Origin of the sequence: Pseudomonas syringae, assembly GCF_001698815.1 — a bacterium.
GTDB classification, from domain to species: Bacteria; Pseudomonadota; Gammaproteobacteria; order Pseudomonadales; family Pseudomonadaceae; genus Aquipseudomonas; species Aquipseudomonas syringae_A.
Map to the genome: position 1 here is coordinate 41,129 of NZ_LGSI01000072.1, position 25,060 is coordinate 66,188.

Sequence of the window (25,060 nt, forward strand, 5' to 3'; positions counted from 1 at the left end):
CCCGCGTGTCTGTTCGCCGCTTGACGGGTCAATCCGCCCTTGAGGATTTTCCTGCCTTGCAAGTCATGTACAGCGAGCGCCAGAATGCCAGTCATCTGCCCCGTGATGTAAGGATGCCCGATGCCCGATCCTGTTGCTGCCAGCCTGCGTCTTGCGCCTGAAGCGCTGACCCGTCCGTTTTCCGCTGAACAGTTCAGCTTTTCGACGACCAATGATCTGGAACCCTTTCGCGGAGTGCTCGGTCAGGAACGAGCAGTCGAAGCCCTGCAATTCGGCGTGGCCATGCCGCGCCCCGGTTACAACGTATTTGTCATGGGCGAGCCCGGCACCGGTCGGTTCTCGTTCGTAAAGCGCTACCTCAAGGCCGAGGGCAAGCGCATGCAGACCCCGTGCGACTGGGTCTACGTCAATAATTTCGATGAACCCCGCGAGCCTCGCGCTCTGGAGCTGCCGCCGGGTACCGCGCACCAGTTCATCACCGATATCGGTGGTTTGATCGATAACCTGTTGGCGACTTTCCCGGCAGTGTTCGAGCACCCGTCCTACCAGCAGAAGAAAAGCGCCATCGACCGCGCCTTCAATCAGCGCTATGACAAGGCGCTGGACGTGATCGAGCGACTGTCTCTGGAAAAAGACATCGCTCTGTATCGCGACAGCACCAACATTGCGTTCACGCCGATGCTGGACGGCAAGGCGCTGGACGAAGCCGAGTTCTCGCAACTGCCGGAAGCGGATCGCGAACGCTTTCACGACGATATTTCGGCGCTGGAAGAGCGCTTGAACGAAGAACTGGCCAGCCTGCCTCAGTGGAAACGCGAATCGAGCAATCTGCTGCGCCAGCTCAACGAAGAAACCATCACTCTGGCCTTGCAGCCATTGCTGGCGCCGCTGTCCGAGCAGTACGCGGAAAACGCTGCGGTGTGCGCCTACCTGCAAGCGATGCAGGTTTACCTGCTGAAAACCGTGGTCGAGCAACTGGTCGACGAAAGCAATACCGACGCTCAGGCGCGCAAGCTGCTCGAAGAGCAATACAGCCCGAGCCTGGTGGTCGGTCATTCTGCCAGCGGCGGTGCGCCGGTGGTGTTCGAGCCGCATCCGACTTACGACAATCTGTTCGGGCGTATCGAGTACAGCACTGATCAAGGTGCGCTCTACACCACGTATCGTCAGCTGCGGCCGGGCGCCTTGCATCGCGCCAATGGCGGTTTTCTGGTGCTTGAAGCGGAAAAAATGCTCAGCGAGCCCTACGTTTGGGATGCCCTGAAGCGAGCACTGCAATCACGCAAGCTGAAAATGGAATCGCCGCTGGGTGAAATGGGTCGTCTGGCGACCGTGACGTTGACCCCGCAAGTGATCCCGTTGCAGGTCAAAGTCATCATCATCGGCGCACGTTCGCTGTATTACACCCTGCAAGACCTGGATCCTGACTTCCAGGAAATGTTTCGTGTGCTGGTGGACTTCGACGAAGACATCCCGATGTACGACGAAACCCTTGAACAGTTCGCGCAACTGCTGAAAACCCGCACTTCGGAGGAGGGCATGGCGCCGCTTACCGCCGATGCCGTGGCGCGACTGGCGACCTACAGCGCACGTCTGGCCGAGCATCAGGGGCGTTTGTCGGCGAAAATCGGCGATCTGTTTCAGCTGGTCAGCGAAGCGGACTTCATTCGCCAGTTGGCCAACGACGACAAGACCGACGCCGGGCACATCGAACGAGCCCTCAAGGCCAAGGCGACGCGCACCGGACGGGTTTCGGCGCGGATTCTCGACGACATGCTGGCGGGCATCATTCTCATCGACACCGACGGCGCGGCCGTAGGCAAATGCAACGGCCTGACGGTGCTGGAGGTCGGCGACTCGGCGTTCGGCGTGCCTGCGCGGATTTCCGCGACGGTTTACCCCGGCGGCAGCGGCATTGTCGACATCGAGCGCGAGGTCAATCTCGGCCAACCAATCCACTCCAAAGGCGTGATGATCCTCACCGGTTATCTGGGCAGCCGTTATGCCCAGGAATTCCCGCTGGCGATTTCCGCGAGCATCGCCCTTGAGCAATCCTACGGTTACGTGGACGGCGACAGCGCGTCATTGGGCGAGGCTTGCACGCTGATTTCTGCCTTGTCGAAAACCCCGCTCAAGCAGTGCTTTGCGATCACCGGCTCGATCAACCAGTTTGGTGAAGTGCAGGCGGTGGGCGGGGTCAACGAGAAAATCGAAGGCTTCTTCCGACTGTGCGAGGCGCGTGGCCTGACCGGCGAGCACGGCGCAATCATTCCGCAAGCCAACGTCGCCACGCTGATGCTGGACGAACGCGTGCTGCAAGCGGTACGTGCCGGGCAGTTTCATGTCTATGCGGTGCGTCAGGCCGACGAGGCGTTGAGCCTGTTGGTGGGCGAACCTGCCGGCGAACCCGACGAAAATGGCGAGTTTCCTGAAGGCAGCGTCAATGCGCGGGTGGTGGAGCGTCTGCGCGACATCGCTGAAATGCTCAGTGACGAAGACCTCAAGGAAGAACTGGAGAAAGACCCCGCGCAGGTGGCGCCTGAGCTGAAGGCTTAACAGTTTTCAGCGAATGGCTTCAATGTAGTTAGCGCGATCTCGTTGGAGCGAGGCTTGCCCGCGAAGGCATTGGATCAGATATCAAGGATTCGATGAACGCATTGGCCTATTCGCGGGCATGCCTCGCTCCAACGGTGCTTGCGCCGCACGGCCGATGACCATTCATCCCCAGCTCCTTTCGATTCCGGCTTTTCTTCTATCCTGTCTTGTTACCACGGTTGTCAAAAGGACTGACGCGCCGCTTCAGCAGTATCGGGAGGTGAATACCGTATCAACGAGGAGCTCGCCATGTTGCGTAGCCTCTGTCTTACTCGCCAATGCCTGGGTCTGATGACCCGAATCGAATGCGCAATCCGCCCCCTTTCAGGTGACAACGGCATGTGGACGTTGCTGTTTGCCGCAGGAATGTCAGGGAGTCAGCCTTCTGCAATCAAGGTTCAAGGACCGTTCCACGGCTCTCTGGCCGCTGAGTCGGTGATGATCGCCATTGCCGAAAGCCTTGCTCTGCAAGGCTATCAGGTGAGCGACGACATCCCCATCTGGAGTGTGCATCTGCAAGGTGAACTGCGCCGTCTCAACGGCGACGCCACTAAACCCAGAAGAACCTCGCCGTTCTAGCGAGGCCATTCGATCTCTTCCTTGCGCGGTGTCTTGCAAGCCATGCTCCAGGCGTGGAATGCAGCAGTGGCATCGTTCGCTACAATCTTTTGCTCGCCGTTTAACTGCGTTCTATGAATTCCGGAGCTGCTGGTATACTCGCCGGCACTTCCAACCATCTGTGAGTTTCAATGGAACGTTTTATCGAAAATGCCATGTACGCCTCGCGCTGGCTGCTGGCGCCGCTTTATTTCGGTTTGTCTCTGGGTTTGCTGGCGTTGGTCCTGAAGTTTTTTCAGGAAATCGTCCACGTCCTGCCCAACGTGTTTGCCCTGGCTGAGTCGGACCTGATTCTGGTGCTGCTGTCGTTGATCGACATGGCGCTGGTCGGTGGCCTGCTGGTGATGGTGATGATCTCGGGTTACGAGAACTTCGTCTCGCAGCTGGATATCGATGAGGACAAGGAAAAGCTCAACTGGCTGGGCACCATGGACTCTTCCTCGTTGAAGATGAAAGTGGCCGCGTCCATCGTTGCGATTTCCTCGATCCATCTGTTGCGGGTGTTCATGGATGCCAAGAACATCGAGCCGCAATACCTGATGTGGTACGTGATCATTCACATGACCTTCGTGGTGTCGGCCTTCGCCATGGGATACCTGGACAAGCTGACCAAACACTGATCCGGGCTTCCTGCAGTACCACGCCGCCCGGCCATCGTGAGATGGACGGGCGGTGTCGTTACCGGTGTATTAATCCGCTATGTTGTTGTACGGGGTTGGTGTTTCTGCACAACAATCGTGCAACTTTTAGAGGGATAGCAAATGAACGCATATGAATTGGCAAGGCATGCCAACGCAGGAAGCATCGACGAGCTGAACCTGATCTCCATCGAAGGCGGTATCTACCTGCTGCAAGCGCGATTGCAGGGCACGGTGGGCTACCTGAATGACGACAACGGCGAAATCATGCATTTGCGCTCTGTCGAGCATGCCCGTGAGTTGCTCAAGGATTTACCGCCCTTGCCGTTTCACCTCGTCCACGCCGTGGTCCATGACGAAATGTGCGGAATGCCGATGGACAAGCGCGACCCGCTGCGCGTGCCGATCAGCTTTCATTCGAAGTGGTGAAGGCGTCATTTTCAAGGGCATTGCTGTGCCGCTGTCCGTAGGACCGGCTTCAGCCGGGAGGAATCGGGTCGTGCATCTGTGCTAGGCTGCTCGCCCTTTTGGTTCGGGGCGCTCTGTTTGAGCGTTCCCCTTGCGGAGCAGCGATATGTCCGAAGTTAACCTGTCTACCGATGAAACCCGCGTCAGCTACGGCATCGGCCGTCAACTGGGCGACCAGCTGCGTGACAATCCACCACCTGGCGTAAATCTGGACGCAATCCTGGCTGGCCTGACCGATGCATTCGGTGGCAAGCCAAGCCGTGTGGGTCAGGAAGAAATGTCCGCCAGCTTCAAGGTTATCCGCGAAATCATGCAGGCCGAAGCCGCTGCCAAGGCTGAACAGGCTGCTGGCGCCGGGCTGGCTTACCTGGCCGAGAACGGCAAGCGTGACGGCGTGACCACTCTGGCTTCCGGTCTGCAGTTCGAAGTGCTGACCACTGGTGATGGCACCAAGCCGTCGCGCGAAGATCAGGTTCGTACGCACTACCACGGCACACTGATCGACGGCACTGTGTTCGACAGCTCCTACGATCGTGGCGAACCGGCTGAATTCCCGGTTGGCGGCGTAATTCCTGGCTGGACCGAAGCACTGCAATTGATGAGTGCCGGCAGCAAATGGCGTCTGCACGTGCCGAGCGAGCTGGCTTACGGCGCTCAAGGCGTTGGCAGCATCCCGCCGCACAGCGTGCTGGTATTCGACGTCGAGTTGCTTGACGTTCTCTGATCGACTCCAGTCGCATCAGTTGAATGCTGAACGAATCGTCCTGATCCGTTCAGCATCGACGTTCGGTCGGGGAGTGCGGTGGCTCATGGTCAGTGCAGCTCTCCCGCCGGGCGTAGCGCTCGCGCATAGCAGAACAGAAACAGATTACGCACCAGCTCCTTGAGCACGACCGGTTCGCTCGAACTCAGGTCATGTACATCCAGATCACCCTGATCACGCAATTCATCCAGCGCTTCCTCTTCCAGCACTGCACAGACTTCGCCCGTTTCCCGGTGAAGAATCCTGAGGTAGGGGTGCGGGCGATCCAGCCATGCATCGATCAAATAAGTCATGTGTCTTCTCCTTGGTAAGTCCAATGAGAATAATTCTTATTGATGGAATAGCAAGTCTCTATTGAGAATTATTCGCATTTTGCGCTGAATGGTTGACGGAGGTCAGTCAATAGCCCGACAACGGAATCGGTAGGAGGGGACTTGTCCCCGATAGCGTCAGTTCAGGCTGCGGTGATTTTCACGCTTGCCGCTGCCCATGCCCTGCATCGGTCAGGCAACAAAAAGCCCGTCACATGGACGGGCTTCATTTTGCTGCGACAAGCAATCAGTGCGTACGCGCTACCGCAAACTCGCTCAACTCGACCAACGCATCGCGATATTCGCTTGGCGGCAGGGCGTCGAGGCAGGCAATTGCGCGGGCCACGTAATCACGGGCCAATTGCGCGGTGTAATCCAGCGCACCGGCCTTCTCGACAGCATCGCGGATGCTTTCCAGATCTTCCAGGCCGCCTTTCTGAATGGCCTGACGCACCAAGGCTGCCTGTTCCGGCGTGCCTTCGCGCATGGTGTAGATCAGTGGCAAGGTCGGCTTGCCCTCGGCCAGGTCGTCACCGACGTTCTTGCCCAGGGTTTCCGCGTCGCCGCGATAATCGAGCAGGTCGTCAACCAGCTGGAAGGCAACGCCCAAGTGGTCGCCGAACGTGCGCAGGGCTTCGCTCTGCGCCTCGCTCGCATTGCACAAGGCTGCGGCGCTGTGAGTCGAGGCTTCGAACAGCATGGCTGTCTTGCCGCGAATCACTTCCATGTAGGTTTCTTCGGTGGTACTGGCGTCGCGGATCTTCGACAGCTGCAGCACTTCGCCTTCGGCAATCACTCGCGTCGCTTTCGACAGAATCTTCATGACCGGCATCGAGCCAAGCTCAACCATCATTTCGAACGAGCGCGAATAAAGGAAGTCGCCGACCAGCACGCTGGGCGCATTGCCCCACAGCGCATTGGCGGTCGAGCGGCCACGGCGCATGCCGGACATGTCTACGACGTCGTCGTGCAGCAAGGTTGCGGTGTGCAGGAATTCGATGGTGGCGGCCAGCAGGCGCAGGTCATCGCCTTCGCGGCCCAGGGCTTTGCCACACAGAAGTACCAGCAACGGGCGCAGGCGTTTGCCTCCGGCCGAAGTGATGTAGTCACCGATTTTCGAGACCAGCGGTACGCGCGACGTCAGCTGCTTCTTGATAATAACGTCAACGGCACTAAAATCGTCCGCCACCGCGCGGTAGAAGGCTTGAGGTTGCATCAGCGACAGGTGCTCCAGAAGGGATGCGCCGCATGCTAGGTTGCGGGTCGGAAGGTGTCAAGGCATGACGTTTGGGCTCTTGCATCAGTCTTGCGCCTTGCGTACAATCGCGCACCCTAACTTTCCTGGGCAGCACCTGCCTTACGCAATTGCAAACGGGCCGTTCCAGCCCCAAGCAGCCATGCCAGCCGATACTCTACTTATAAAGAGCTGGGTGAGCAGGATTTACGGAGAAATACCATGTCTTATGCAGTAATCGTAACCGGTGGCAAGCAATACAAGGTTGCCCCAGGTGAATACCTGAAGATCGAAAAACTGGAAATCGCCACTGGCGAATCCGTTACTTTTGATCGCGTTCTGTTGGTTGCCAATGGCGACGACGTGAACATCGGCGCTCCAGTTGTTGTTGGTGCCACCGTTGTTGCTGAAGTGATCTCCCAAGGTCGTCACGACAAAATCCGCATCATCAAGTTCCGTCGTCGTAAGCACCACATGAAACGTATGGGCCACCGCCAGTGGTACACCGAGATCAAAATCACCGGTATTCAGGCTTAATTCAGCCTAATCCTCATTTGGAGAATTGACTCATGGCACACAAAAAAGCTGGTGGTAGTACCCGTAACGGTCGCGACTCAGAAGCCAAACGCCTTGGCGTTAAGATGTATGGCGGCCAGGCTATCATTCCGGGCAACATCATCGTGCGTCAGCGCGGCACCCAATTCCACGCTGGCTACGGCGTTGGCATGGGTAAAGATCACACCCTGTTCGCGAAAGTGGAAGGCGTGATCAAGTTCCAGGTTAAAGGCGCCTTCGGTCGTCGCTACGTGAGTATCGTTCCGAAGACTGCAGTCTCCGCAGCGTAATCATGCAGCAGCTGGAAAAGCCCTGTCTCGCGACGGGGCTTTTTCGTTTTTGAAGGTTGTTGGTTGTAAAAGCTTTTGGTGAGTCTCTTGCAAAACTGTTTGTGCGGGCTGTTGTGATGTTGACCCCTTGAGGTCGCTGGTTTCTGATCGGTATCGCAACGCTCATTTTTGCAAGAGTCTTATGAATTTATGTTGTTCAGCTCGTCCCTGTGGCGGGAGGCGTGCGTTATGAAATTTGTTGATGAAGTATCCATTCGAGTAAAAGCCGGTGACGGCGGCAACGGTTGCATGAGCTTCCGTCGCGAAAAATTCATCGAAAACGGCGGTCCTAACGGCGGCGACGGTGGCGATGGCGGCTCGATCTACATGATCGCCGACGAGAACCTCAACACTCTGGTCGACTACCGTTACACCCGTCACTTCGACGCCGAGCGCGGTTCCAATGGCGGCAGCGCCGATTGCACCGGCAAGAAAGGTGAAGAGCTGGTGCTGCGCGTACCGGTTGGAACCACGGTTATCGATGCAAGCACTCAGGAAATCATCGGCGACCTGACCAAGGCTGGTCAGCGTCTGCTGGTCGCCATGGGCGGCTGGCACGGTCTGGGCAACACTCGTTTCAAATCCAGTACCAACCGTGCGCCACGTCAGACCACGCCGGGCAAGCCTGGTGATCAGCGCGATCTCAAGCTAGAGCTGAAGGTTCTGGCTGACGTCGGTCTGCTGGGTTTGCCGAACGCCGGTAAAAGCACATTCATTCGCTCGGTGTCCGCTGCCAAGCCGAAAGTGGCCGATTACCCGTTCACCACCCTGATCCCTAACCTGGGTGTGGTCAGTGTTGATCGCTGGAAGAGCTTCGTTGTTGCCGATATTCCCGGCCTGATCGAAGGCGCCTCCGATGGCGCGGGCCTGGGGATTCGTTTCCTCAAGCACTTGGCACGGACTCGTCTGCTGTTGCACCTCGTCGACATGGCGCCGCTGGATGAATCCAGTGCTCCGGATGCCGCCGAAATCATCGTCAATGAGCTGGTCAAGTTCAGCCCGTCCCTGGCTGAGCGCGATCGCTGGTTGGTGTTGAACAAGTGCGACCAGATCCTTGAGGAGGAGCACGAGGCTCGGGTCAAGGAAATCGTCGATCGTCTTGAGTGGACCGGTCCGGTCTATGTGATTTCTGCGATTGCCAAAGAAGGCACCGAGCAGCTGAGCCGCGACATCATGCGTTACCTCGAAGAGCGCAATCTGCGTCTCGTCGAAGAGCCTGGTTATGCTGAAGAGCTGGCTGAGCTGGATCAGCGCATCGAAGATGAAGCGCGTGCCCAGCTGCAAGCGCTGGACGATCAGCGTGCCCTGCGCCGCAGCGGCGTGAAGAGCGTGCATGACATTGGTGAAGACGATTGGGATGAAGATGACGAGGACGATGAAGATGGTCCGGAAATCATTTACGTCCGTGACTGATCGGGTGCAGTAAACTAGACGCCGCTTATTTATAAGCGGCGTTTTTGTATCCGGTTTCTCGAATTTGTATCTACCAAAATTCTCTGGCTAAGGTTGGAAGATGATGCGCAGCAAAGTGACGGGCGCCCAGCGCTGGGTCGTGAAGATCGGCAGTGCCCTGCTTACGGCAGACGGCAAAGGCCTTGATCGTTCGGCGATGGGTGTGTGGGTCGAGCAAATGGTGGCGCTGCATGAGGCGGGCGTTGAACTGGTATTGGTGTCGTCCGGGGCTGTCGCGGCCGGGATGAGTCGTCTGGGCTGGACGGTGCGACCCAGTGCCATGCACGAACTGCAGGCTGCTGCCGCTATCGGTCAGATGGGGCTGGTTCAGGCGTGGGAGTCGAGCTTTGCCGAGCATGGCCGGCATACTGCGCAAATCCTCCTGACCCACGACGATCTTTCTGATCGCAAGCGCTATCTGAACGCCCGCAGCACCTTGCGTACGCTGGTCGAGCTGGGTGTCATCCCGGTCATCAACGAAAACGACACGGTCGTGACCGATGAAATTCGTTTCGGCGACAACGACACGCTGGCGGCGCTGGTTGCGAATCTGGTTGAGGCTGACCTGTTGGTGATTCTCACTGATCGCGACGGCATGTTCGACGCTGATCCGCGCAACAACCCCGAAGCTCAGTTGATCTACGAAGCGCGTGCCGATGATCCGGCGCTGGACGCTGTTGCTGGTGGTACGGGCGGCGCGTTGGGTCGTGGCGGCATGCAGACCAAGTTGCGTGCGGCGCGTCTGGCTGCTCGTTCCGGCGCACACACCGTTATCGTCGGTGGGCGCATCGAGCGGGTGCTGGCGCGGCTCAAGACCGGTGAGCGCCTCGGTACGCTGCTCTCGCCGGAGCGTGAAATGCTCGCGGCGCGCAAGCAATGGCTGGCGGGGCATCTCCAGACCCGTGGCACGCTGGTGCTCGATGCCGGTGCCGTGAAGGCGCTGAGCACTGATCACAAAAGTCTGCTGCCGGTAGGTGTCAAGCTGGTGCAAGGCAGCTTCCGTCGCGGTGAAATGGTGGTCTGTGTCGCGCCGGACGGTCGCGAGGTTGCGCGGGGCTTGAGTAACTACAGTGCGCTTGAGGCGCAGAAGATTATTGGTCAGTCGTCCGACGCCATCGTGCGTGTGCTTGGCTACATGGCAGAGCCGGAGCTGGTGCACCGGGATAATCTGATTCTGGTTTGATCGGACTTTTTTGCTGGAAGGAAGATTTGATGCGCGTCATGAAGGGAATATTGGGGTTGCTGCTGGCGTTTCCGCTGCTGGCTTCCGCCGAAGAGATTGGTCAGGTTTCGACCGTGTTCAAGTTTGTCGGGCCGAACGACCGGATCGTGGTCGAGGCTTTCGATGATCCCAAGGTCGAGGGCGTGACCTGTTATCTGTCCCGGGCCAAGACCGGGGGAGTGAAGGGTGGTCTCGGGTTGGCTGAAGATCGCGCCGAGGCGTCCATCGCTTGTCGTCAGGTCGGGCCGATCCGCTTCAAGGAAAACCTGAAGGACGGTGATGAGGTGTTCAAGGAGCGCACATCGCTGGTCTTCAAGACCATGCAGGTCGTGCGTTTCCTGGACAAGAAGCGCAACACGCTGGTGTATCTGGTCTATAGCGACCGCGTCATCGAAGGCAGCCCGCAGAATGCCGTGACAGCGATTCCGATCCTGCCGTGGGTGCCCGCGCCCGCGCCTTGAGCGTTTGAGTTGCGTAGGACCGGCTTTAGCCGGGAGGGGGGCAATTGATCCGCAGCAGCTGCGTCGTCAGAATTCCGGTCTCCCCGGCTGAAGCCGGTCCTACGGGACCCATCACGTCCAGCCCCATTGGCTCAGCTGCGCATCTCCAAATCCCACCCAATAAAAAACCGACCCTGAGGTCGGTTTTTTAACAAGCGTGTCGCTTAGGCAGCAGCAGCAAGGTTCAGAGCCTTGATGTGACCATTCAGGCGACCTTTATGGCGAGCAGCTTTGTTCTTGTGGATGATGCCTTTATCGGCCATACGGTCGATGATTGGCACGGCCAGAACATAAGCAGCTTGCGCTTTTTCAGCGTCTTTTGCGTCGATGGCTTTAACTACATTCTTGATGTAGGTACGAACCATGGAACGCAGGCTGGCGTTGTGGCTGCGACGCTTCTCAGCCTGTTTTGCACGTTTTTTGGCGGAAGGTGTGTTGGCCACCGTCGAGCTCCTCGAAAGACTTTTTAGGAAATAGCAAACAAAATAGGCCGCGAATCATGCCGATGAGTTGATGTGTTGTCAAGGGCAGTTGATGTGTTCCGCTGAGTGGTCGTTGTGTTTGACCGGGATATTTATTTCCGGGGCGCGACCTGTAAACTCGCCGACTTTGACTCTGGGCTTTTGCGGCGCGGAGTATCGCATAAATGGACAGGTTAATCGCCCGGTCCTTTAGCCAAGGCAATAATTCCTTAATGAATCTACTCAAATCACTGGCTGCCGTCAGCTCTATCACGATGCTTTCCCGGGTTTTGGGCTTTATTCGGGACACAATCATCGCGCGAACTTTCGGTGCCGGAATGGCCACGGACGCGTTTTTTATCGCATTCAAGCTGCCCAACCTGCTGCGCCGCATCTTCGCCGAGGGGGCTTTCTCTCAGGCTTTCGTGCCGATTCTCGCCGAATATAAAAGCCAGCAGGGCGAGGAGGCGACGCGAACCTTCGTCGCTTATGTGACCGGCTTGCTGACCCTGGTGTTGGCGTTGGTGACCTTGCTGGGCATCATTGCCGCCCCTTGGGTGATCTGGGCCACGGCCCCCGGCTTTGCTGACACGCCGGAAAAATTCGCGCTGACCTCCGACCTGTTGCGGGTGACCTTTCCTTATATATTGCTGATCTCGTTGTCATCGCTGGCGGGCGCGATCCTCAATACCTGGAATCGCTTCTCGGTGCCGGCCTTCGTGCCGACCCTGCTCAACGTCAGCATGATTTTTTTCGCGCTGTTCCTGACTCCGTACTTCGATCCGCCGGTCATGGCGCTGGGCTGGGCAGTGCTGGTCGGTGGTTTGCTGCAGCTGCTCTACCAACTGCCGCACCTGAAAAAGATCGGCATGCTGGTCCTGCCGCGACTGAATTTGCGCGACTCTGGCGTCTGGCGGGTAATGAAGCAGATGCTGCCGGCCATCCTTGGCGTTTCCGTGAGTCAGATTTCTCTGATTATCAATACGATTTTTGCCTCGTTCCTTGTGGCCGGATCGGTTTCCTGGATGTACTACGCCGACCGTTTGATGGAATTGCCATCAGGTGTGCTGGGCGTTGCGCTCGGCACGATCTTGCTGCCGATCCTCTCCAAGACCTACGCCAGCAAGGACCGCCATGAATATTCGCGGATCCTCGACTGGGGCTTGCGCCTGTGCTTCGTGCTGGTCCTGCCATGCACGCTGGCCTTGGGTATCCTTGCTGAACCGCTGACCGTTTCTCTGTTTCAATACGGTAAATTCGATGCACTGGACGCGGCCATGACCCAGCGCGCATTGATCGCTTATTCAGTCGGCCTGCTGGGCATCATTGTCATCAAGGTGCTGGCGCCCGGCTTTTATGCGCAACAAAATATTCGTACCCCGGTGAAAATCGCGATCTTCACCCTCATTGTTACTCAGCTGCTCAACCTCGCGTTCATTGGTCCACTGCAGCATGCGGGCCTGGCGTTGGCGATCAGTGTCGGTGCATGCATCAACGCCGGATTGCTGTTCTGGCAGCTGCGCAAGCAGGATTTGTTTCAGCCGCAACCCGGCTGGACCAAGTATTTGTTCAAGCTGGTCGTGGCGGTGGCGGTGATGTCGGGGGTTCTGCTGGGGCTCATGCATTTCATGCCGGCCTGGGACGAGGGGCATATGCTGGAGCGCTTCGTTCGCCTGGGCGGCTTGGTGGCTGCGGGGTTGGCGACGTATTTCGTGATGCTTCTGGCATTGGGCTTTCGTCTGAAAGACTTCGCCCGCAGTGCCGTGATGTAGGAAGGGATTCAAAGGGTAGTCGTCGATTTTTGCCGTTATGGGCACACGACTGTTGTTTTGCCTTGGCGTGTTGCCTGTCGTCCAGGGCTGTGTGTGGTTATAATCGGCCACTTTATGAGCAAGAAGCGCGTTATGCAGCTGGTTCGAGGCCTTCACAATCTGCAACCCCGACATCGGGGTTGCGTCGCCACTATCGGCAACTTCGACGGTGTTCACCGAGGCCACCAGGCTATTCTGGCGCGCTTGCGGGATCGTGCTGTCGAGTTGGGCCTGCCCAGCTGTGTGGTGATTTTCGAGCCGCAGCCGCGTGAGTTCTTCGCCCCGGCCACCGCTCCAGCCCGTCTGGCACGCTTGCGCGACAAGCTGGAATTGCTGGCGGCCGAGGGTGTTGATCAGGTGCTGTGCCTGGCTTTCAATCAGCGCCTGAGCGAGCTGAGTGCCGCCGAGTTCGTCGAAACGGTGCTGATCCAGGGCCTGGGCGTGCGGCATCTTGAAGTGGGCGACGACTTCCGTTTCGGTTGCGACCGGATCGGCGATTTCGATTTTCTGCAACACGTGGGTGCCACCAAGGGCTTTACGGTCGAGGCGGCACAGACCGTTGAGATCGATGGTGTTCGGGTCAGCAGCACCAAGGTGCGTAACGCCTTGGCTGTGGCGGACTTCACCCTTGCCGAGCGCATGCTCGGTCGTCCGTTCCGGATTGCAGGACGAGTGCTGCATGGCCAGAAACTGGCGCGCCAGTTGGGTACACCCACGGCCAACGTGCAACTCAAGCGTCGTCGTGTACCGCTGACCGGGGTTTATCTGGTCAGTGCGAGCATCGACGGCAAGACCTGGCCGGGAGTCGCCAATATCGGCGTGCGCCCGACTGTGGCAGGTGATGGCAGTGCCCACCTTGAAGTGCATCTTCTGGATTTTGCCGGTGACCTGTATGGCCGGCGTTTGACGGTGGCTTTCCACCATAAGCTGCGTGATGAGCAGCGTTTCGCCTCACTGGAGGCGCTCAAGACGGCGATCAATGCGGACGTCGCCGCCGCCCGTGCCCATTGGCATGGCCAACCGCTAACGAAGAGCCTTAAATGACCGACTACAAAGCCACGCTAAACCTTCCGGACACCGCCTTCCCAATGAAGGCCGGCCTGCCCCAGCGCGAGCCGCAAACTCTGCAGCGCTGGGACAGCATTGGCCTGTACCAGAAGCTGCGCGAGATTGGCAAGGATCGTCCAAAGTTCGTCCTGCACGACGGCCCTCCTTATGCCAACGGTAATATTCACATCGGTCACGCCGTAAACAAGATTCTCAAGGACATGATCATCCGCTCGAAAACCCTTTCGGGCTTCGACGCGCCTTATGTTCCGGGTTGGGACTGCCATGGCTTGCCGATCGAGCACAAGGTCGAAGTCACCCACGGCAAGAACCTGCCTGCGGACAAGACTCGCGAGCTGTGCCGTGCCTACGCGGCCGAGCAGATCGAAGGCCAGAAAGCCGAGTTCATCCGGCTTGGCGTATTGGGCGACTGGGACAATCCGTACCGCACCATGGACTTCGCCAACGAAGCCGGAGAAATCCGTGCACTGGCGGAAATGGTCAAAGGCGGTTTCGTGTTCAAGGGCCTCAAGCCGGTGAACTGGTGCTTCGATTGCGGTTCGGCGCTGGCTGAAGCGGAAGTCGAATATCAGGACAAAAAGTCTTCGACCATCGACGTCGCTTTCCCGATTGCCGATGAGGCCAAACTGGCTGCGGCCTTTGGTCTGCCTTCGCTGAGCAAGCCTGCATCCATCGTGATCTGGACCACTACTCCGTGGACCATTCCCGCCAACCAGGCGCTGAACGTCCACCCCGAGTTCGAATACTCGCTGGTTGATGTCGGTGACAAATTGCTGGTGCTGGCTTCCGAGCTGGTCGAGTCGTGCCTGGCGCGCTACAAGCTGCAAGGCACCGTGATCGCCACCACGACCGGTGCCGAGCTGGAACTGATCAACTTCCGTCACCCGTTCTACGATCGCCTGTCGCCTGTGTATCTGGCGGACTACGTCGAGTTGGGCGCTGGTACTGGCGTTGTTCACTGCTCGCCCGCTTATGGCGTCGACGACTTTGTGATCAGCAAGAGCTACGGACTGACCAACGACGACATCATCAGCCCGGTGCAGAGCAACGGCGTGTATGTCGAGTCGCTGGAGTTCTTTGGTGGCCAGTTCATCTTCAAGGCCAACCAGAACATCATCGACAAGCTGGCCGAAGTCGGCAGCTTGATGGACACCGAAACCATCACGCACAGCTACATGCACTGCTGGCGCCACAAATCGCCGCTGATCTACCGCGCTACGGCGCAGTGGTTCGTGGGCATGGACAAGCAGCCGGAAACCGGCGAAACCCTGCGCGAGCGTGCCGTCAAAGCCATCGAAGAAACCCAGTTCGTACCGGCCTGGGGCCAGGCACGCCTGCACTCGATGATCGCCAATCGTCCTGACTGGTGCATCTCGCGTCAGCGCAACTGGGGCGTGCCGATCCCGTTCTTCCTGCACAAGGAAAGCGGTGAGCTGCATCCGCGTACCGTGGAGCTGATGGAAGAAGTGGCCCTGCGTGTCGAGCAGGAAGGCATCGAAGCCTGGTTCAAGCTGGACGCCGCCGAGTTGCTCGGTGACGAAGCGCCCAAGTACGACAAGATCTCCGACACGCTGGATGTATGGTTCGATTCCGGCACCACGCATTGGCATGTTCTGCGCGGTTCGCACCCGATGGGCCACGAGACTGGCCCGCGCGCTGACCTGTACCTGGAAGGTTCGGACCAACACCGTGGCTGGTTCCACTCGTCCTTGCTGACCGGTTGCATGCTGGACGACCACGCTCCGTATCGCGAATTGCTGACCCACGGTTTCGTCGTCGACGAAAATGGTCGCAAGATGTCAAAGTCGCTGAACAACGTGGTTGCGCCGCAGAAGGTCAACGATTCCCTGGGCGCCGACATCATGCGTCTGTGGGTTTCCGCAACTGACTACTCCGGCGAGATGGCGGTGTCCGATCAGATCCTGCAGCGCAGCGCAGACGCCTATCGGCGGATCCGCAACACTGCACGCTTCATGCTCTCGAACCTGACCGGCTTCAACCCGGCGACAGATATCCTGCCCGCCGAAGAAATGCTCGCGCTGGATCGCTGGGCCGTGGATCGCGCTGCGTTGCTGCAACGCGAACTGCAAGAACACTACGGCGAATACCGTTTCTGGAACGTCTACTCGAAGATCCACAACTTCTGCGTGCAGGAGCTGGGTGGTTTCTATCTGGACATCATCAAGGACCGTCAGTACACCACGGCGGCCGACAGCACGGCACGGCGCTCCTGCCAGACCGCGCTGTTCCACATCTCCGAGGCGCTGGTGCGCTGGATCGCGCCGATCCTGGCGTTCACTGCCGACGAGCTGTGGCAGTACCTGCCGGGCGAGCGTAACGAGTCCGTGATGCTCAACACCTGGTACGAAGGCCTGAGCGAAATGCCAGCCGACTTCGAACTGGACCGCGCCTACTGGGAGCGGATCATGGAAGTCAAAGTCGCGGTCAACAAGGAAATGGAAAACCTGCGGGCAGCCAAGGCTATCGGCGGCAACCTGCAAGCTGAAGTGACCTTGTATGCCCAGGACTCGCTGGTTGCGGACCTGGCCAAACTCGGCAACGAACTGCGCTTTGTACTGATCACGTCGACTGCCAGCGTCGCTCCGGTGCTTGATGCACCTGCCGATGCGGTGGTCACCGAGGTTACCGGCCTGAAGCTGAAAGTGGTCAAGTCCGGTCATCCGAAGTGTGCCCGTTGCTGGCATCACCGTGCTGACGTCGGCGTAGATCCGGAGCATCCTGAAATCTGCGGTCGTTGCGTCGACAATATCAGCGGTTCGGGTGAGGTTCGTCACTATGCCTAAGGCAGGTTTCGGCCGTCTGGCCTGGCTCTGGCTGAGTGTGCTGGTCCTGGTCATCGACCAGGCCAGCAAGTATTACTTCGAAAACACGCTGAGCCTGTATCAACAGATCATCGTGATTCCGGATTACTTCAGCTGGACCCTGGCCTACAACACGGGCGCGGCATTCAGCTTCCTCGCCGACAGTTCGGGCTGGCAGCGCTGGCTGTTCGCCTTGATCGCTGTTGTGGTCAGCGCGGTGCTGGTGGTCTGGCTCAAACGTCTGGGCCGGGATGAAACCTGGCTCGCCGTAGCACTGGCGCTGGTTTTGGGGGGCGCCTTGGGCAACCTCTATGACCGCATCGCGCTGGGTCATGTGATCGATTTCATCTTTGTGCACTGGCGCAACGAATACCGCTTCCCGGCGTTCAACGTTGCCGACAGTGCGATCACCGTCGGTGCAATCATGCTGGCGCTGGATATGTTCAAGAGCAAGAAAACCGGAGAGCCCGTTAATGACTGAACAGTTATTGGCCGATAATGCCGCGAAAGCGCAACGCATCGGTCAGAACACGGAAGTCACGCTGCATTTTGCTTTGCGCCTGGAGAACGGCGATACCGTGGACAGCACCTTCGAAAAGGCTCCGGCCACGTTCAAGGTCGGTGATGGCAACCTGTTGCCTGGCTTTGAAGCCGCGTTGTTCGGCTTCAAGGCCGGTGACAAGCGCACCGTGCAGGTCCTGCCGGAAAACGCCTTTGGTCAGCCAAACCCGCAAAACGTGCAGATCATCCCGCGTTCGCAGTTCAAGGACATGGAATTGTCCGAAGGCCTGCTGGTGATCTTCAACGATGCGGCCAATACTGAACTGCCAGGCGTGGTGAAGGTTTTCGATGATGAGCAGGTGACCATCGACTTCAATCACCCGTTGGCGGGCAAGACCCTGAACTTTGAAGTCGAGATTTTCGAGGTCAAGGCTCTCTGAGGCCTGACGCCAGGTTAGAAAGCCAGCCCGACTCCGGTCGGGCTGTTCCGCACGTAGACACGAGGCACGCTATGCAAATCAAACTCGCCAACCCCCGCGGCTTCTGCGCTGGAGTGGACCGTGCGATCGAAATCGTCAATCGTGCCCTGGAAGTGTTTGGTCCGCCGATCTATGTGCGCCATGAAGTGGTTCATAACAAATTTGTCGTCGAAGACCTGCGCGCACGTGGCGCGATCTTCGTCGAAGAGCTGGATCAGGTGCCGGATGACGTCATCGTGATTTTCAGCGCGCACGGTGTTTCTCAGGCAGTTCGCACTGAAGCCGCCGGGCGTGGCTTGAAAGTGTTCGACGCAACGTGCCCGCTGGTGACCAAGGTGCACATCGAAGTGGCGCGTTACAGTCGTGACGGTCGTGAGTGCATCCTCATCGGCCACCAGGGCCATCCCGAAGTCGAAGGCACCATGGGCCAGTACGACGCCAGCAACGGCGGCGCGATCTATCTGGTGGAAGACGAGCAGGACGTCGCCAACCTGCAAGTGCGCAACCCTGAATCCCTGGCGTTCGTGACCCAGACGACCTTGTCCATGGACGACACCAGCCGGGTCATCGACGCACTGCGCAGCCGTTTCCCGGCCATCGGCGGGCCGCGCAAGGACGACATCTGCTACGCCACGCAAAACCGCCAGGATGCGGTCAAGTTGCTGGCGGACGAATGCGATGTGGTGTTGGTGGTCGGTAGCCCGAACAGCTCCAACTCCAACCGTTTGCGGGAACTTGCCGAGCGCATGGCGACCCCGGCCTACCTGATCGACGGCGCTGAAGACATGCAGCGCAGCTGGTTCGACGGTGTCGAGCGCATCGGCATCACCGCCGGCGCCTCGGCTCCGGAAGTTCTGGTGCGCGGCGTGATCCAGCAACTCCATGCCTGGGGCGCCACCGGCGCAGACGAACTGGCCGGCCGCGCCGAGAACGTCATCTTCTCGATGCCCAAGGAATTGCGGGTCAAGTCGTTGTTGTGATGCCAGAGTGTTGGAGCGAGGCTTGGTGTAGGACCGGCTTTAGCCGGGAGGGCAATTGGCGCTCTCGCGACTAAAGTCGCTCCTACGTTCGCTCCTATGGCCGATTCTCGGGCAAGCCTCGCTCCAGGATCCCGGCCTCTGTATCACCCGCATAATTCCTCGGGTTTTTCCTGATTTTCAATCCTGACCCGTCCCGTTAACGCCAATACAACTTGATAACGGCTGACCGGCTGGTCTTTCAGGCAAACAAACAACCTTCCATTGCCTGCGCCCATGAGCACGCCCATACCGTTGAAACTGATGTGGCTTTCGACTTTCTGGTTTCCAACAACCCTGGCTTTCCCACTGGCCGCTCGCTCCACAAGCACCGGATCATCTTCGTCAGGCCCCTTGCCATCCTTATCTGCAATGATTCGCCAGCCATTGCTCCAGTCAGCGTCGATGCTGTGGATGGTCACGACTTGATTACGCAGGATCGCTTCGGTCCGCGCCGTGCGTATGCCGCTGGCTAACCGCTGCGCCGCATCCTGCCGCCGCTGTGCATCGACCATTTCCCCAAGCGCCGGCAGCGCCACTAGCGAAATCACTGACAGCAGCACCAGCGTCACCATCAATTCGACAAGCGTGAAACCTGCCTGCTTCATGAGCATTCCTCCCTGAAAATACTTCACCTGAACGCCATCCGGGCATTCGTCCTGACTAAACAACCGTATATCCTTCAGTCAACTTCAGGACGCAGCCGCTGCCCTATAGTTGTAACGTCTAGGAGACACTCAATGAGCCACCGCGCCAAGGGCTTCAGCCTGATCGAATTGTTAGTCACTGTGTCCTTGGTGGGTATTCTGGCGGCGATTGCGATTCCCAGCTTTACCAGTGTCATCCAGAACTCGAAAGCTGATACCGAAGTCAGCGATTTGCAGCGAGCGCTCAACTATGCGCGGCTGGAAGCGATAAACAGGGGGGTGAGCGTGCAGTTGTTGCCGGCAAGCGTTGGCGCAGCATGGAACACCGAGTTGAAAGTGGTCTTGTCCTCCAGCACGGGCGTAACGTTGCGGACCGTCCCGGCAATGAGCAGTGGTGCAACGGTGAGCGCGCCGAATGTCACGTATGTCGAGTTCAATAATCTGGGAGGTCTTCAGGCACCTGGCACTGCGGTGGCCATGGCCTATGCGCTGGGCACGATTAGTAAAACGATAAATGTTTGTCTGAATGGAAGAATAGTTTTAGGCGGAAGCTGCACATGATCAAAGGCAGTAGCAGTAAACAGTCAGGAATGACGCTTATCGAAGTACTGGTGTCAGTGCTGATCCTGGCCATTGGCTTGTTGGGCGCGGCGGCGATCCAGCTCAATGCGCTGAAATACACTGACAGCGCGGCCATGACCAGTCAGGCCAGTTTCATTGCCTATGACATGATGGATCGCATACGGGCGAACGTGGATGGCAATGCATCAAGCAATGGCGTGAACGATGTGCTGGGCAGCTATGCGCTGGCTTCCTTGAGTGCTGCGCCCGCTGCAAATCTGAACAACGCTCGCGATCAGGATCTGTACGATTTCAAGGCGAATATCACAGCCTTTGCAGGTGACAACGGTGCCAACAGCAAAATTGTCATCGCCAAACCGGTAGTGACCATCACTATCGAGTGGGATGATGCCCGGGCTGTTGGCTCCAGCGCTCAGGCAACCGGCGATACCAGCAATCCAGCCACAAAACGCACCTTCACCCTTAGCTCACGCATCGGCGCTGATGTGGTGACGCCATGAAGAAGCTCAGCAAAGGCTTCGGCCTGGTTGAAATCATGGTGGCGCTGGTTCTGGGTCTTGTCATCACGCTGGGCATTACTCAAATCTTCGTTTCGTCGCGTACCACTTTCATGTCGCAGAACTCCTCGGCGCGAATGCAGGAAGATGCGCGGTTTGTGTTGAGCAAGTTGATGCAGGAAATTCGCATGGCGGGCATGTTCGGCTGCATGAGCCTGGACAGTGCCACGCTTGTCACCGGCTCCATTGCCAAGCCCACTGCGTTCAACACTCCGATTCTCTGGGATAACACTACCAAGGCATTAACGCTGATTTCTGCTGACGTAGGCACTTCCGGCTCTACGTCCACCTGGACAGTGGCTTCCGATTGCCAGACCACCAATCAGATCTATTTAGGGAAAGTCACGCCTGCCGGACTTACGGCCTTTCCATTGCGGCAGCTGGCCTACACCCTGAGCGGAACCGACTTGAAATTTAAAGCCGGAATCGGCACCGATGCGCCGCAGACAATACTGAGCAACGTCGCGAGCCTGGAAGTTTCCTTTGGTATGGGGGCGGGGTATCCGATGTCCTACACCAGCGTTGTTACTACGGGTACATCAGCAAACATCCGCAGCGTTCGCATCAGGTTGACGTTGCAAGACCCTGATAACCGCGTGCGGACTCAGACTTACAGCGTAGTCGCTGCTCTGCGTAATCGATTTTGAACGGGCTGAATGCGATGACGATAACGACACGCCGCATGTCGATGAAAGCGCTTGGTCCGCAGCGGGGCATGGTGCTGTTGGTCAGCCTGGTCTTCCTGTTGTTACTGACACTGATCGGTATTTCTTCGATGCAGAGCGCTACGCTGCAGGAGAAAATGGCTGGCAGCGTGACGTTCCGTAATCAGTCGTTCCAGACTGCCGAGGCTGCGTTGCGGGTGGGAGAATCGTCGATTCAGGTGAGCGGGTATGTTCTGGATAAATGTACACCCGCTACCAGATGTGTTCCTCCTGCAGAATCCACCAGCGAAACGCTTGCTGCTGGCGTCAATAGCACTTCCGGTGTTCGTTGGTATGCAGTCGGGGCGAACGCGTTCTACGGTATTCAGAATCTTGGTACCACAGCAACACCAATCAGTCGCCCTCCAACCTGTACAGGCTCCGTCACGCTCTATCGCGTCACCGCTGTCGGCATCCAGGGTGTTGTAACGAGAACCGTGCTGGAGAGTCTTTATGCTTTTTGCTAAAACACTACACCGTGGCTTGAAGTATTTCTACGGCGCGCTGTTGGTGTTGTATGTGACGGCTCCGGTCTATGGGGCATTTACTCCTTCTTCGGTGCCGCTGTTGAGTGCGACGGCTATTCCACCTAACCTGATGTTATTGGTGGATAACTCAGGGAGTATGAATAATATTATCTGGGCGTCTGCGTTTGATCCAACAGTTGTTCGCTCGACGATCACTTATATTTACAGAGGGGTCTGCACTGATCGTAGAGGTAATGAGTATGCGTGTGATGGTTCTTCGGTTGATATAGTCGGTGATGCCACGCTGACGTTAAGTACAACCTCCTTCACCGGCTGTGATTCGACTTATAAATATATCAAGCGTGGAAAGCTGGAATACTGTCTTAAATTGCCAGATCCCGTCAGTGTCGCGAATGAAGGCTCTACGCGTTATACGGCAGATTATATTTCTTATCTCGTTGATTTGGCTGTTGCTAGTAAGGTGGCAACTAAAGATTTTACTAATATCATCCCAAACGATTTCCGTATGAATGTGGCGCGCACGGTATCCACAAACTTCGTGACGAACAGTGTGGCACTGGTGGCGAATAACGCGTCAGCCGGAACGAATTACACCCCAATACGCATAGGTCTTGCTAATTTCAATCCTCCTACCAATGATGATTCTGGACCGGGTGGCAAGATTACCAAAGACGTCAAGGACCTTTCTGAAGTCAAGAAAACGACGTATCAGGCCGCGGTCAGTGCAAATGATGCCGCTACGAATGTCACTGATTTGAAGGCGAAGATCGCTGCATTGAGGGCGGATTCAAATACGCCTCTTGCAGAAACCTATTATGAAATCACCCGTTATTTTCGAGGGATGAAGCCCTATTCCACTTACTCCGGTGCGCCCACTACCTATACCAGCCCGATACAGTACCGGTGTCAAAAAAATTTTGGCGTCGTCGTTACCGATGGGTTGCCGACTTATGACCTTACTTTTCCGGCAGATGACCCGGACGCTTTGCTAGGTAAGCCAAGGACCCTTCCAAACTGGGATTTGAATGCCGCTAACGATGGTACGAATCCGAAGGGGAACGGCGAGGGCGATGCTCTGTATCTGGATGACATGGCGAAGTTTGCCTACGACATCGATATGCGAAAAACCGTTAAAGGTGTGGGTACGGATCTGACGTCGAAAAGCTGGGACGATGCAGGCTTTCTTCAACAGAACATGAGCACCTATACCATCGGGTTCACCGCTGCCAACCAGATGCTGATAGATGCGGCGGATACCGATCATGGGCACGGCAAGTACTTTCAAACCAACGATAGTGCCGGGCTGACAACTGCGTTAAGCAGCGCATTGAGTGATATCTATGCCAAGGCCGGTTCCGGCGGTGGTGGTGCAGCAAACTCGGCCACGCTCACCTCTGGCACGCGTTTTTATCAAACCCTGTACGATCCCATCGATTGGCACGGCACAATCAACGCCTATGACCTGAACACCTCCACCGGCTCGCTTTCCAGCGCGGTGTGGACCACCGACGATAAGGTTGTTAACGGTGCGACACCTCTATTCGAGTCCTGGAACACGGGCACAACACCGGCGAAAATCGCGCTGGATTTCACCAAGTTTACCGCCGCGCAGCAAACAACCCTCAGCACTGGTCTGCCAACCGGTGTCACGGGTATCAACTTGATCGACTGGACCAAAGGCACCGCCAACACCAAGTTGCGCACTCGCACGAAGTTGCTTGGCGATATCATCAATTCGCCTCTCGTCGCTGCATTGCCTGCCGACAAGACCTCGGCAGATCTCATCGGAAACACGACCTACAGCACCTACCTGACGAAAAAAGCTGCCACCTCCGGAGGCATGAGCTACAGCCTGCTGGTCAATGCCAACGACGGTTTTTTCAATGTGCTCAACGCCGATGGCACCCGTCGTTATGCTTACATGCCTTCCACGGCGCTGGCTTCGCTGGCGACCATCGCGACGATAGGGTATGGCGCCAGCGCCCATAAATTCACTGTGGACGGCCAGATCTCGGTTTTTGATGCCCAGCTTGGTACGTCCTGGCGAACCATTGCGTTCGGCGGCACCGGTGCGGGTGGCAAGGCTTACTACGGGATCAAGTTGTATGAAAGCGATAATGTTCCAGTCGCGTTGTGGGAGGTCAGCCCCCCCGCTACCTCCGACACTAATAACAAATTCAATAACCTGGGTTATGCGTACTCCAAGCCTGATGTCGCGCGGATGGGCGACGCCGCTGGCACCAGCATCGTCGTGGTAGGTAATGGCTATGGCAGCTTCACCGGCCGGGCTTCGCTGTTTGTACTGGATGCCAATACCGGGGCGCTGATCCGGGAGATCCAGACGCCTATCATCAAAACCGGTGAAACAGACAATGGCCTTTCATCGGTCAAACTCAAGGTCAACTCACAGAACGTTGTTCAAGCTGCTTATGCAGGCGATCTGAAAGGCCGTCTGTGGAAGTTCGACATGAGTGGCGCAACCGCCGCGTCCTGGAAGGTCGCGTTCAACGGCTTGCCGCTATTCACGGCATCCGACGATGGAACCAAGCCCATTACCGTACAGCCCACACTTATCGACCACCCAACCAACGGCAAGATGGTTTACTTCGGTACCGGAAAATTCAACGAGATTGCTGACAAGACTACGACTGACCAGCAGGCGTTCTACGCCATTTGGGACGCGGACGCTGGAGCAGGGAGCATTACCCAGAGCAATCTACAGGTGCAAACTATCTCTGTGACCCCCATCGTCCTCAACAACAATACTTATTACACCTCCTCCAACAACGACGTGGACTGGACCGTCAAGAAAGGCTGGTACATGAACCTGGCAACCAGTAGCCCCTATCCGGGCGAGCGAATTATCTACCCAGCGCAAACCAGCCGCAGTCGAATCATTTTCACCACGGCATCGGTAAGCTCCACCGACCCCTGTGAAAGTACGGGTACAGGGCGTTTGTTCGAGCTGGATGCGGCGAAGGGCGGCATGCTGAACTATCAGGTGCTCGATACCAATGGCGATAACGACATCACCACGTCCGATACCATCGTCAGCGGGCTGGCAGTGTTCACGGGTATTCCTAACCTAGCGTCGATCGTAGCGGGCACCGGTGGGGCGAATGACAACAAGTACCTGATTGATTCCAGCGGTAATCTGGCCACGAAACTTCTTGAAAAAGGCGGCACCTCAAACGTCTACCAACGAATCATGTGGCGACAAATCCAGTAGGGAAGGCGAT

At 57.4% G+C, this 25,060-nt stretch carries 25 protein-coding genes; 21 read left to right on the forward strand and 4 right to left on the reverse strand.

Translation table 11 applies throughout. The features are described 5' to 3' along the window. Positions 1 to 120 precede the first annotated feature (120 nt). The 5 genes from AFK24_RS27025 (at position 121) to AFK24_RS27045 (ending at position 5,043) form a co-directional block, all read left to right on the forward strand. The gene (locus AFK24_RS27025; protein ID WP_065836163.1) at positions 121 to 2,556 is read left to right on the forward strand and encodes a Lon protease family protein; all 2,436 of its coding nucleotides are present in this window, start codon (positions 121 to 123) and stop codon (positions 2,554 to 2,556) included. Between the two features lie 288 nt (positions 2,557 to 2,844). Next, entirely contained in the window at positions 2,845 to 3,174 is a 330-nt protein-coding gene (locus tag AFK24_RS27030) for a hypothetical protein (protein WP_065836164.1), read from the forward strand. A gap of 170 nt (positions 3,175 to 3,344) precedes the next feature. Further along, the gene (locus AFK24_RS27035) at positions 3,345 to 3,833 is read left to right on the forward strand and encodes a TIGR00645 family protein (protein WP_065836165.1); all 489 of its coding nucleotides are present in this window, start codon (positions 3,345 to 3,347) and stop codon (positions 3,831 to 3,833) included. A 141-nt stretch (positions 3,834 to 3,974) separates the two neighbouring features. Beyond that, positions 3,975 to 4,280 (forward strand): DUF6482 family protein, encoded by a 306-nt coding sequence (locus tag AFK24_RS27040; RefSeq protein ID WP_065836166.1) that lies wholly within the window; start codon positions 3,975 to 3,977, stop codon positions 4,278 to 4,280. A 145-nt stretch (positions 4,281 to 4,425) separates the two neighbouring features. Then, on the forward strand, positions 4,426 to 5,043 hold the full coding sequence (locus AFK24_RS27045) for an FKBP-type peptidyl-prolyl cis-trans isomerase (protein WP_065836167.1): 618 nt from the start codon (positions 4,426 to 4,428) through the stop codon (positions 5,041 to 5,043). 89 nt (positions 5,044 to 5,132) lie between these two features. On the opposite strand, the gene AFK24_RS27050 is transcribed toward AFK24_RS27045, so the two are convergent. Together AFK24_RS27050 and AFK24_RS27055 are read right to left on the reverse strand one after the other, a co-directional pair. After that, the gene (locus AFK24_RS27050) at positions 5,133 to 5,375 is read right to left on the reverse strand and encodes a PA4570 family protein (RefSeq protein WP_020291026.1); all 243 of its coding nucleotides are present in this window, start codon (positions 5,373 to 5,375) and stop codon (positions 5,133 to 5,135) included. A gap of 265 nt (positions 5,376 to 5,640) precedes the next feature. After that, positions 5,641 to 6,609 (reverse strand): polyprenyl synthetase family protein, encoded by a 969-nt coding sequence (locus tag AFK24_RS27055; RefSeq protein ID WP_020291027.1) that lies wholly within the window; start codon positions 6,607 to 6,609, stop codon positions 5,641 to 5,643. Positions 6,610 to 6,849: 240 nt separating this feature from the next. Here AFK24_RS27055 and rplU point away from each other — a divergent pair, with 240 nt between their 5' ends. From rplU to AFK24_RS27080, 5 genes are all read left to right on the forward strand, one after another. Beyond that, entirely contained in the window at positions 6,850 to 7,164 is a 315-nt protein-coding gene (gene rplU / locus AFK24_RS27060; protein ID WP_020291028.1) for a 50S ribosomal protein L21, read from the forward strand. Positions 7,165 to 7,196: 32 nt separating this feature from the next. Next, positions 7,197 to 7,472: a 50S ribosomal protein L27 gene (rpmA, locus tag AFK24_RS27065; protein WP_020291029.1), complete on the forward strand. Its 276-nt coding sequence runs from the start codon at positions 7,197 to 7,199 to the stop codon at positions 7,470 to 7,472. 228 nt (positions 7,473 to 7,700) lie between these two features. After that, entirely contained in the window at positions 7,701 to 8,924 is a 1,224-nt protein-coding gene (gene cgtA / locus AFK24_RS27070) for an Obg family GTPase CgtA (RefSeq protein ID WP_020291030.1), read from the forward strand. Between the two features lie 103 nt (positions 8,925 to 9,027). Then, positions 9,028 to 10,146, forward strand: coding sequence for a glutamate 5-kinase (proB, locus tag AFK24_RS27075; RefSeq protein WP_065836222.1), 1,119 nt, complete (start codon positions 9,028 to 9,030; stop codon positions 10,144 to 10,146). Between the two features lie 29 nt (positions 10,147 to 10,175). After that, complete coding sequence (locus AFK24_RS27080; RefSeq protein WP_065836168.1) at positions 10,176 to 10,646, forward strand: CreA family protein; 471 nt, start codon at positions 10,176 to 10,178, stop codon at positions 10,644 to 10,646. Between the two features lie 203 nt (positions 10,647 to 10,849). Here the strand turns inward: AFK24_RS27080 and rpsT are convergent, their stop codons facing one another. Then, complete coding sequence (gene rpsT, locus AFK24_RS27085) at positions 10,850 to 11,128, reverse strand: 30S ribosomal protein S20 (protein ID WP_065836169.1); 279 nt, start codon at positions 11,126 to 11,128, stop codon at positions 10,850 to 10,852. A 251-nt stretch (positions 11,129 to 11,379) separates the two neighbouring features. Here rpsT and murJ point away from each other — a divergent pair, with 251 nt between their 5' ends. The 6 genes from murJ to ispH all read left to right on the forward strand — a co-directional run bounded on the left by murJ (position 11,380) and on the right by ispH (position 18,807). Next, entirely contained in the window at positions 11,380 to 12,918 is a 1,539-nt protein-coding gene (gene murJ, locus AFK24_RS27090) for a murein biosynthesis integral membrane protein MurJ (RefSeq protein WP_065836170.1), read from the forward strand. A gap of 132 nt (positions 12,919 to 13,050) precedes the next feature. Further along, entirely contained in the window at positions 13,051 to 14,001 is a 951-nt protein-coding gene (gene ribF / locus AFK24_RS27095) for a bifunctional riboflavin kinase/FAD synthetase (RefSeq protein ID WP_065836171.1), read from the forward strand. Next, positions 13,998 to 16,829, forward strand: coding sequence for an isoleucine--tRNA ligase (gene ileS, locus AFK24_RS27100; protein ID WP_065836172.1), 2,832 nt, complete (start codon positions 13,998 to 14,000; stop codon positions 16,827 to 16,829). Before ribF ends, ileS begins: the two co-directional genes overlap by 4 nt. Next, positions 16,822 to 17,328 (forward strand): signal peptidase II, encoded by a 507-nt coding sequence (gene lspA, locus AFK24_RS27105; protein ID WP_065836173.1) that lies wholly within the window; start codon positions 16,822 to 16,824, stop codon positions 17,326 to 17,328. The genes ileS and lspA overlap by 8 nt, the downstream gene beginning before the upstream one ends. Then, the gene (gene fkpB, locus AFK24_RS27110) at positions 17,321 to 17,788 is read left to right on the forward strand and encodes an FKBP-type peptidyl-prolyl cis-trans isomerase (protein ID WP_065836174.1); all 468 of its coding nucleotides are present in this window, start codon (positions 17,321 to 17,323) and stop codon (positions 17,786 to 17,788) included. The genes lspA and fkpB overlap by 8 nt, the downstream gene beginning before the upstream one ends. 71 nt (positions 17,789 to 17,859) lie before the next feature. Continuing rightward, a complete protein-coding gene (ispH, locus tag AFK24_RS27115) occupies positions 17,860 to 18,807 on the forward strand; it encodes a 4-hydroxy-3-methylbut-2-enyl diphosphate reductase (RefSeq protein WP_065836175.1) in 948 nt (315 codons plus the stop codon). A gap of 143 nt (positions 18,808 to 18,950) precedes the next feature. Here ispH and AFK24_RS27120 read toward each other — a convergent pair whose 3' ends face one another. Next, complete coding sequence (locus tag AFK24_RS27120; protein ID WP_065836176.1) at positions 18,951 to 19,451, reverse strand: GspH/FimT family pseudopilin; 501 nt, start codon at positions 19,449 to 19,451, stop codon at positions 18,951 to 18,953. Between the two features lie 132 nt (positions 19,452 to 19,583). On the opposite strand from AFK24_RS27120, the gene AFK24_RS27125 reads away from it, so the two are divergent. From AFK24_RS27125 to AFK24_RS27145, 5 genes are read left to right on the forward strand one after another with little or no spacing between them, the layout of a single operon-like run. Continuing rightward, a complete protein-coding gene (locus tag AFK24_RS27125; protein WP_065836177.1) occupies positions 19,584 to 20,051 on the forward strand; it encodes a GspH/FimT family pseudopilin in 468 nt (155 codons plus the stop codon). Continuing rightward, entirely contained in the window at positions 20,048 to 20,572 is a 525-nt protein-coding gene (pilV, locus tag AFK24_RS27130) for a type IV pilus modification protein PilV (RefSeq protein WP_065836178.1), read from the forward strand. The genes AFK24_RS27125 and pilV overlap by 4 nt, the downstream gene beginning before the upstream one ends. Beyond that, a complete protein-coding gene (locus AFK24_RS27135) occupies positions 20,569 to 21,276 on the forward strand; it encodes a PilW family protein (RefSeq protein WP_065836179.1) in 708 nt (235 codons plus the stop codon). Before pilV ends, AFK24_RS27135 begins: the two co-directional genes overlap by 4 nt. 35 nt (positions 21,277 to 21,311) lie before the next feature. Then, a complete protein-coding gene (locus tag AFK24_RS27140; protein ID WP_240500466.1) occupies positions 21,312 to 21,800 on the forward strand; it encodes a pilus assembly PilX family protein in 489 nt (162 codons plus the stop codon). Beyond that, on the forward strand, positions 21,787 to 25,050 hold the full coding sequence (locus tag AFK24_RS27145; protein ID WP_065836181.1) for a pilus assembly protein: 3,264 nt from the start codon (positions 21,787 to 21,789) through the stop codon (positions 25,048 to 25,050). Before AFK24_RS27140 ends, AFK24_RS27145 begins: the two co-directional genes overlap by 14 nt. Positions 25,051 to 25,060 lie beyond the last annotated feature (10 nt).

Coding starts and splice junctions, on each gene's coding strand:
- AFK24_RS27050 (WP_020291026.1), bottom strand. CDS start 5,375: ATGACTTATTTGATCGATGCATGGCTGGATCGCCCGCACCCCTACCTC.
- proB (WP_065836222.1), top strand. CDS start 9,028: ATGCGCAGCAAAGTGACGGGCGCCCAGCGCTGGGTCGTGAAGATCGGC.
- AFK24_RS27045 (WP_065836167.1), top strand. CDS start 4,426: ATGTCCGAAGTTAACCTGTCTACCGATGAAACCCGCGTCAGCTACGGC.
- AFK24_RS27030 (WP_065836164.1), top strand. CDS start 2,845: ATGTTGCGTAGCCTCTGTCTTACTCGCCAATGCCTGGGTCTGATGACC.
- AFK24_RS27135 (WP_065836179.1), top strand. CDS start 20,569: ATGAAGAAGCTCAGCAAAGGCTTCGGCCTGGTTGAAATCATGGTGGCG.
- AFK24_RS27140 (WP_240500466.1), top strand. CDS start 21,312: ATGTCGATGAAAGCGCTTGGTCCGCAGCGGGGCATGGTGCTGTTGGTC.
- AFK24_RS27145 (WP_065836181.1), top strand. CDS start 21,787: ATGCTTTTTGCTAAAACACTACACCGTGGCTTGAAGTATTTCTACGGC.
- AFK24_RS27120 (WP_065836176.1), bottom strand. CDS start 19,451: ATGAAGCAGGCAGGTTTCACGCTTGTCGAATTGATGGTGACGCTGGTG.
- ispH (WP_065836175.1), top strand. CDS start 17,860: ATGCAAATCAAACTCGCCAACCCCCGCGGCTTCTGCGCTGGAGTGGAC.
- murJ (WP_065836170.1), top strand. CDS start 11,380: ATGAATCTACTCAAATCACTGGCTGCCGTCAGCTCTATCACGATGCTT.
- AFK24_RS27040 (WP_065836166.1), top strand. CDS start 3,975: ATGAACGCATATGAATTGGCAAGGCATGCCAACGCAGGAAGCATCGAC.
- ileS (WP_065836172.1), top strand. CDS start 13,998: ATGACCGACTACAAAGCCACGCTAAACCTTCCGGACACCGCCTTCCCA.
- AFK24_RS27080 (WP_065836168.1), top strand. CDS start 10,176: ATGCGCGTCATGAAGGGAATATTGGGGTTGCTGCTGGCGTTTCCGCTG.
- fkpB (WP_065836174.1), top strand. CDS start 17,321: ATGACTGAACAGTTATTGGCCGATAATGCCGCGAAAGCGCAACGCATC.
- lspA (WP_065836173.1), top strand. CDS start 16,822: ATGCCTAAGGCAGGTTTCGGCCGTCTGGCCTGGCTCTGGCTGAGTGTG.
- ribF (WP_065836171.1), top strand. CDS start 13,051: ATGCAGCTGGTTCGAGGCCTTCACAATCTGCAACCCCGACATCGGGGT.
- AFK24_RS27025 (WP_065836163.1), top strand. CDS start 121: ATGCCCGATCCTGTTGCTGCCAGCCTGCGTCTTGCGCCTGAAGCGCTG.
- rplU (WP_020291028.1), top strand. CDS start 6,850: ATGTCTTATGCAGTAATCGTAACCGGTGGCAAGCAATACAAGGTTGCC.
- AFK24_RS27125 (WP_065836177.1), top strand. CDS start 19,584: ATGAGCCACCGCGCCAAGGGCTTCAGCCTGATCGAATTGTTAGTCACT.
- rpmA (WP_020291029.1), top strand. CDS start 7,197: ATGGCACACAAAAAAGCTGGTGGTAGTACCCGTAACGGTCGCGACTCA.
- cgtA (WP_020291030.1), top strand. CDS start 7,701: ATGAAATTTGTTGATGAAGTATCCATTCGAGTAAAAGCCGGTGACGGC.
- pilV (WP_065836178.1), top strand. CDS start 20,048: ATGATCAAAGGCAGTAGCAGTAAACAGTCAGGAATGACGCTTATCGAA.
- AFK24_RS27055 (WP_020291027.1), bottom strand. CDS start 6,609: ATGCAACCTCAAGCCTTCTACCGCGCGGTGGCGGACGATTTTAGTGCC.
- AFK24_RS27035 (WP_065836165.1), top strand. CDS start 3,345: ATGGAACGTTTTATCGAAAATGCCATGTACGCCTCGCGCTGGCTGCTG.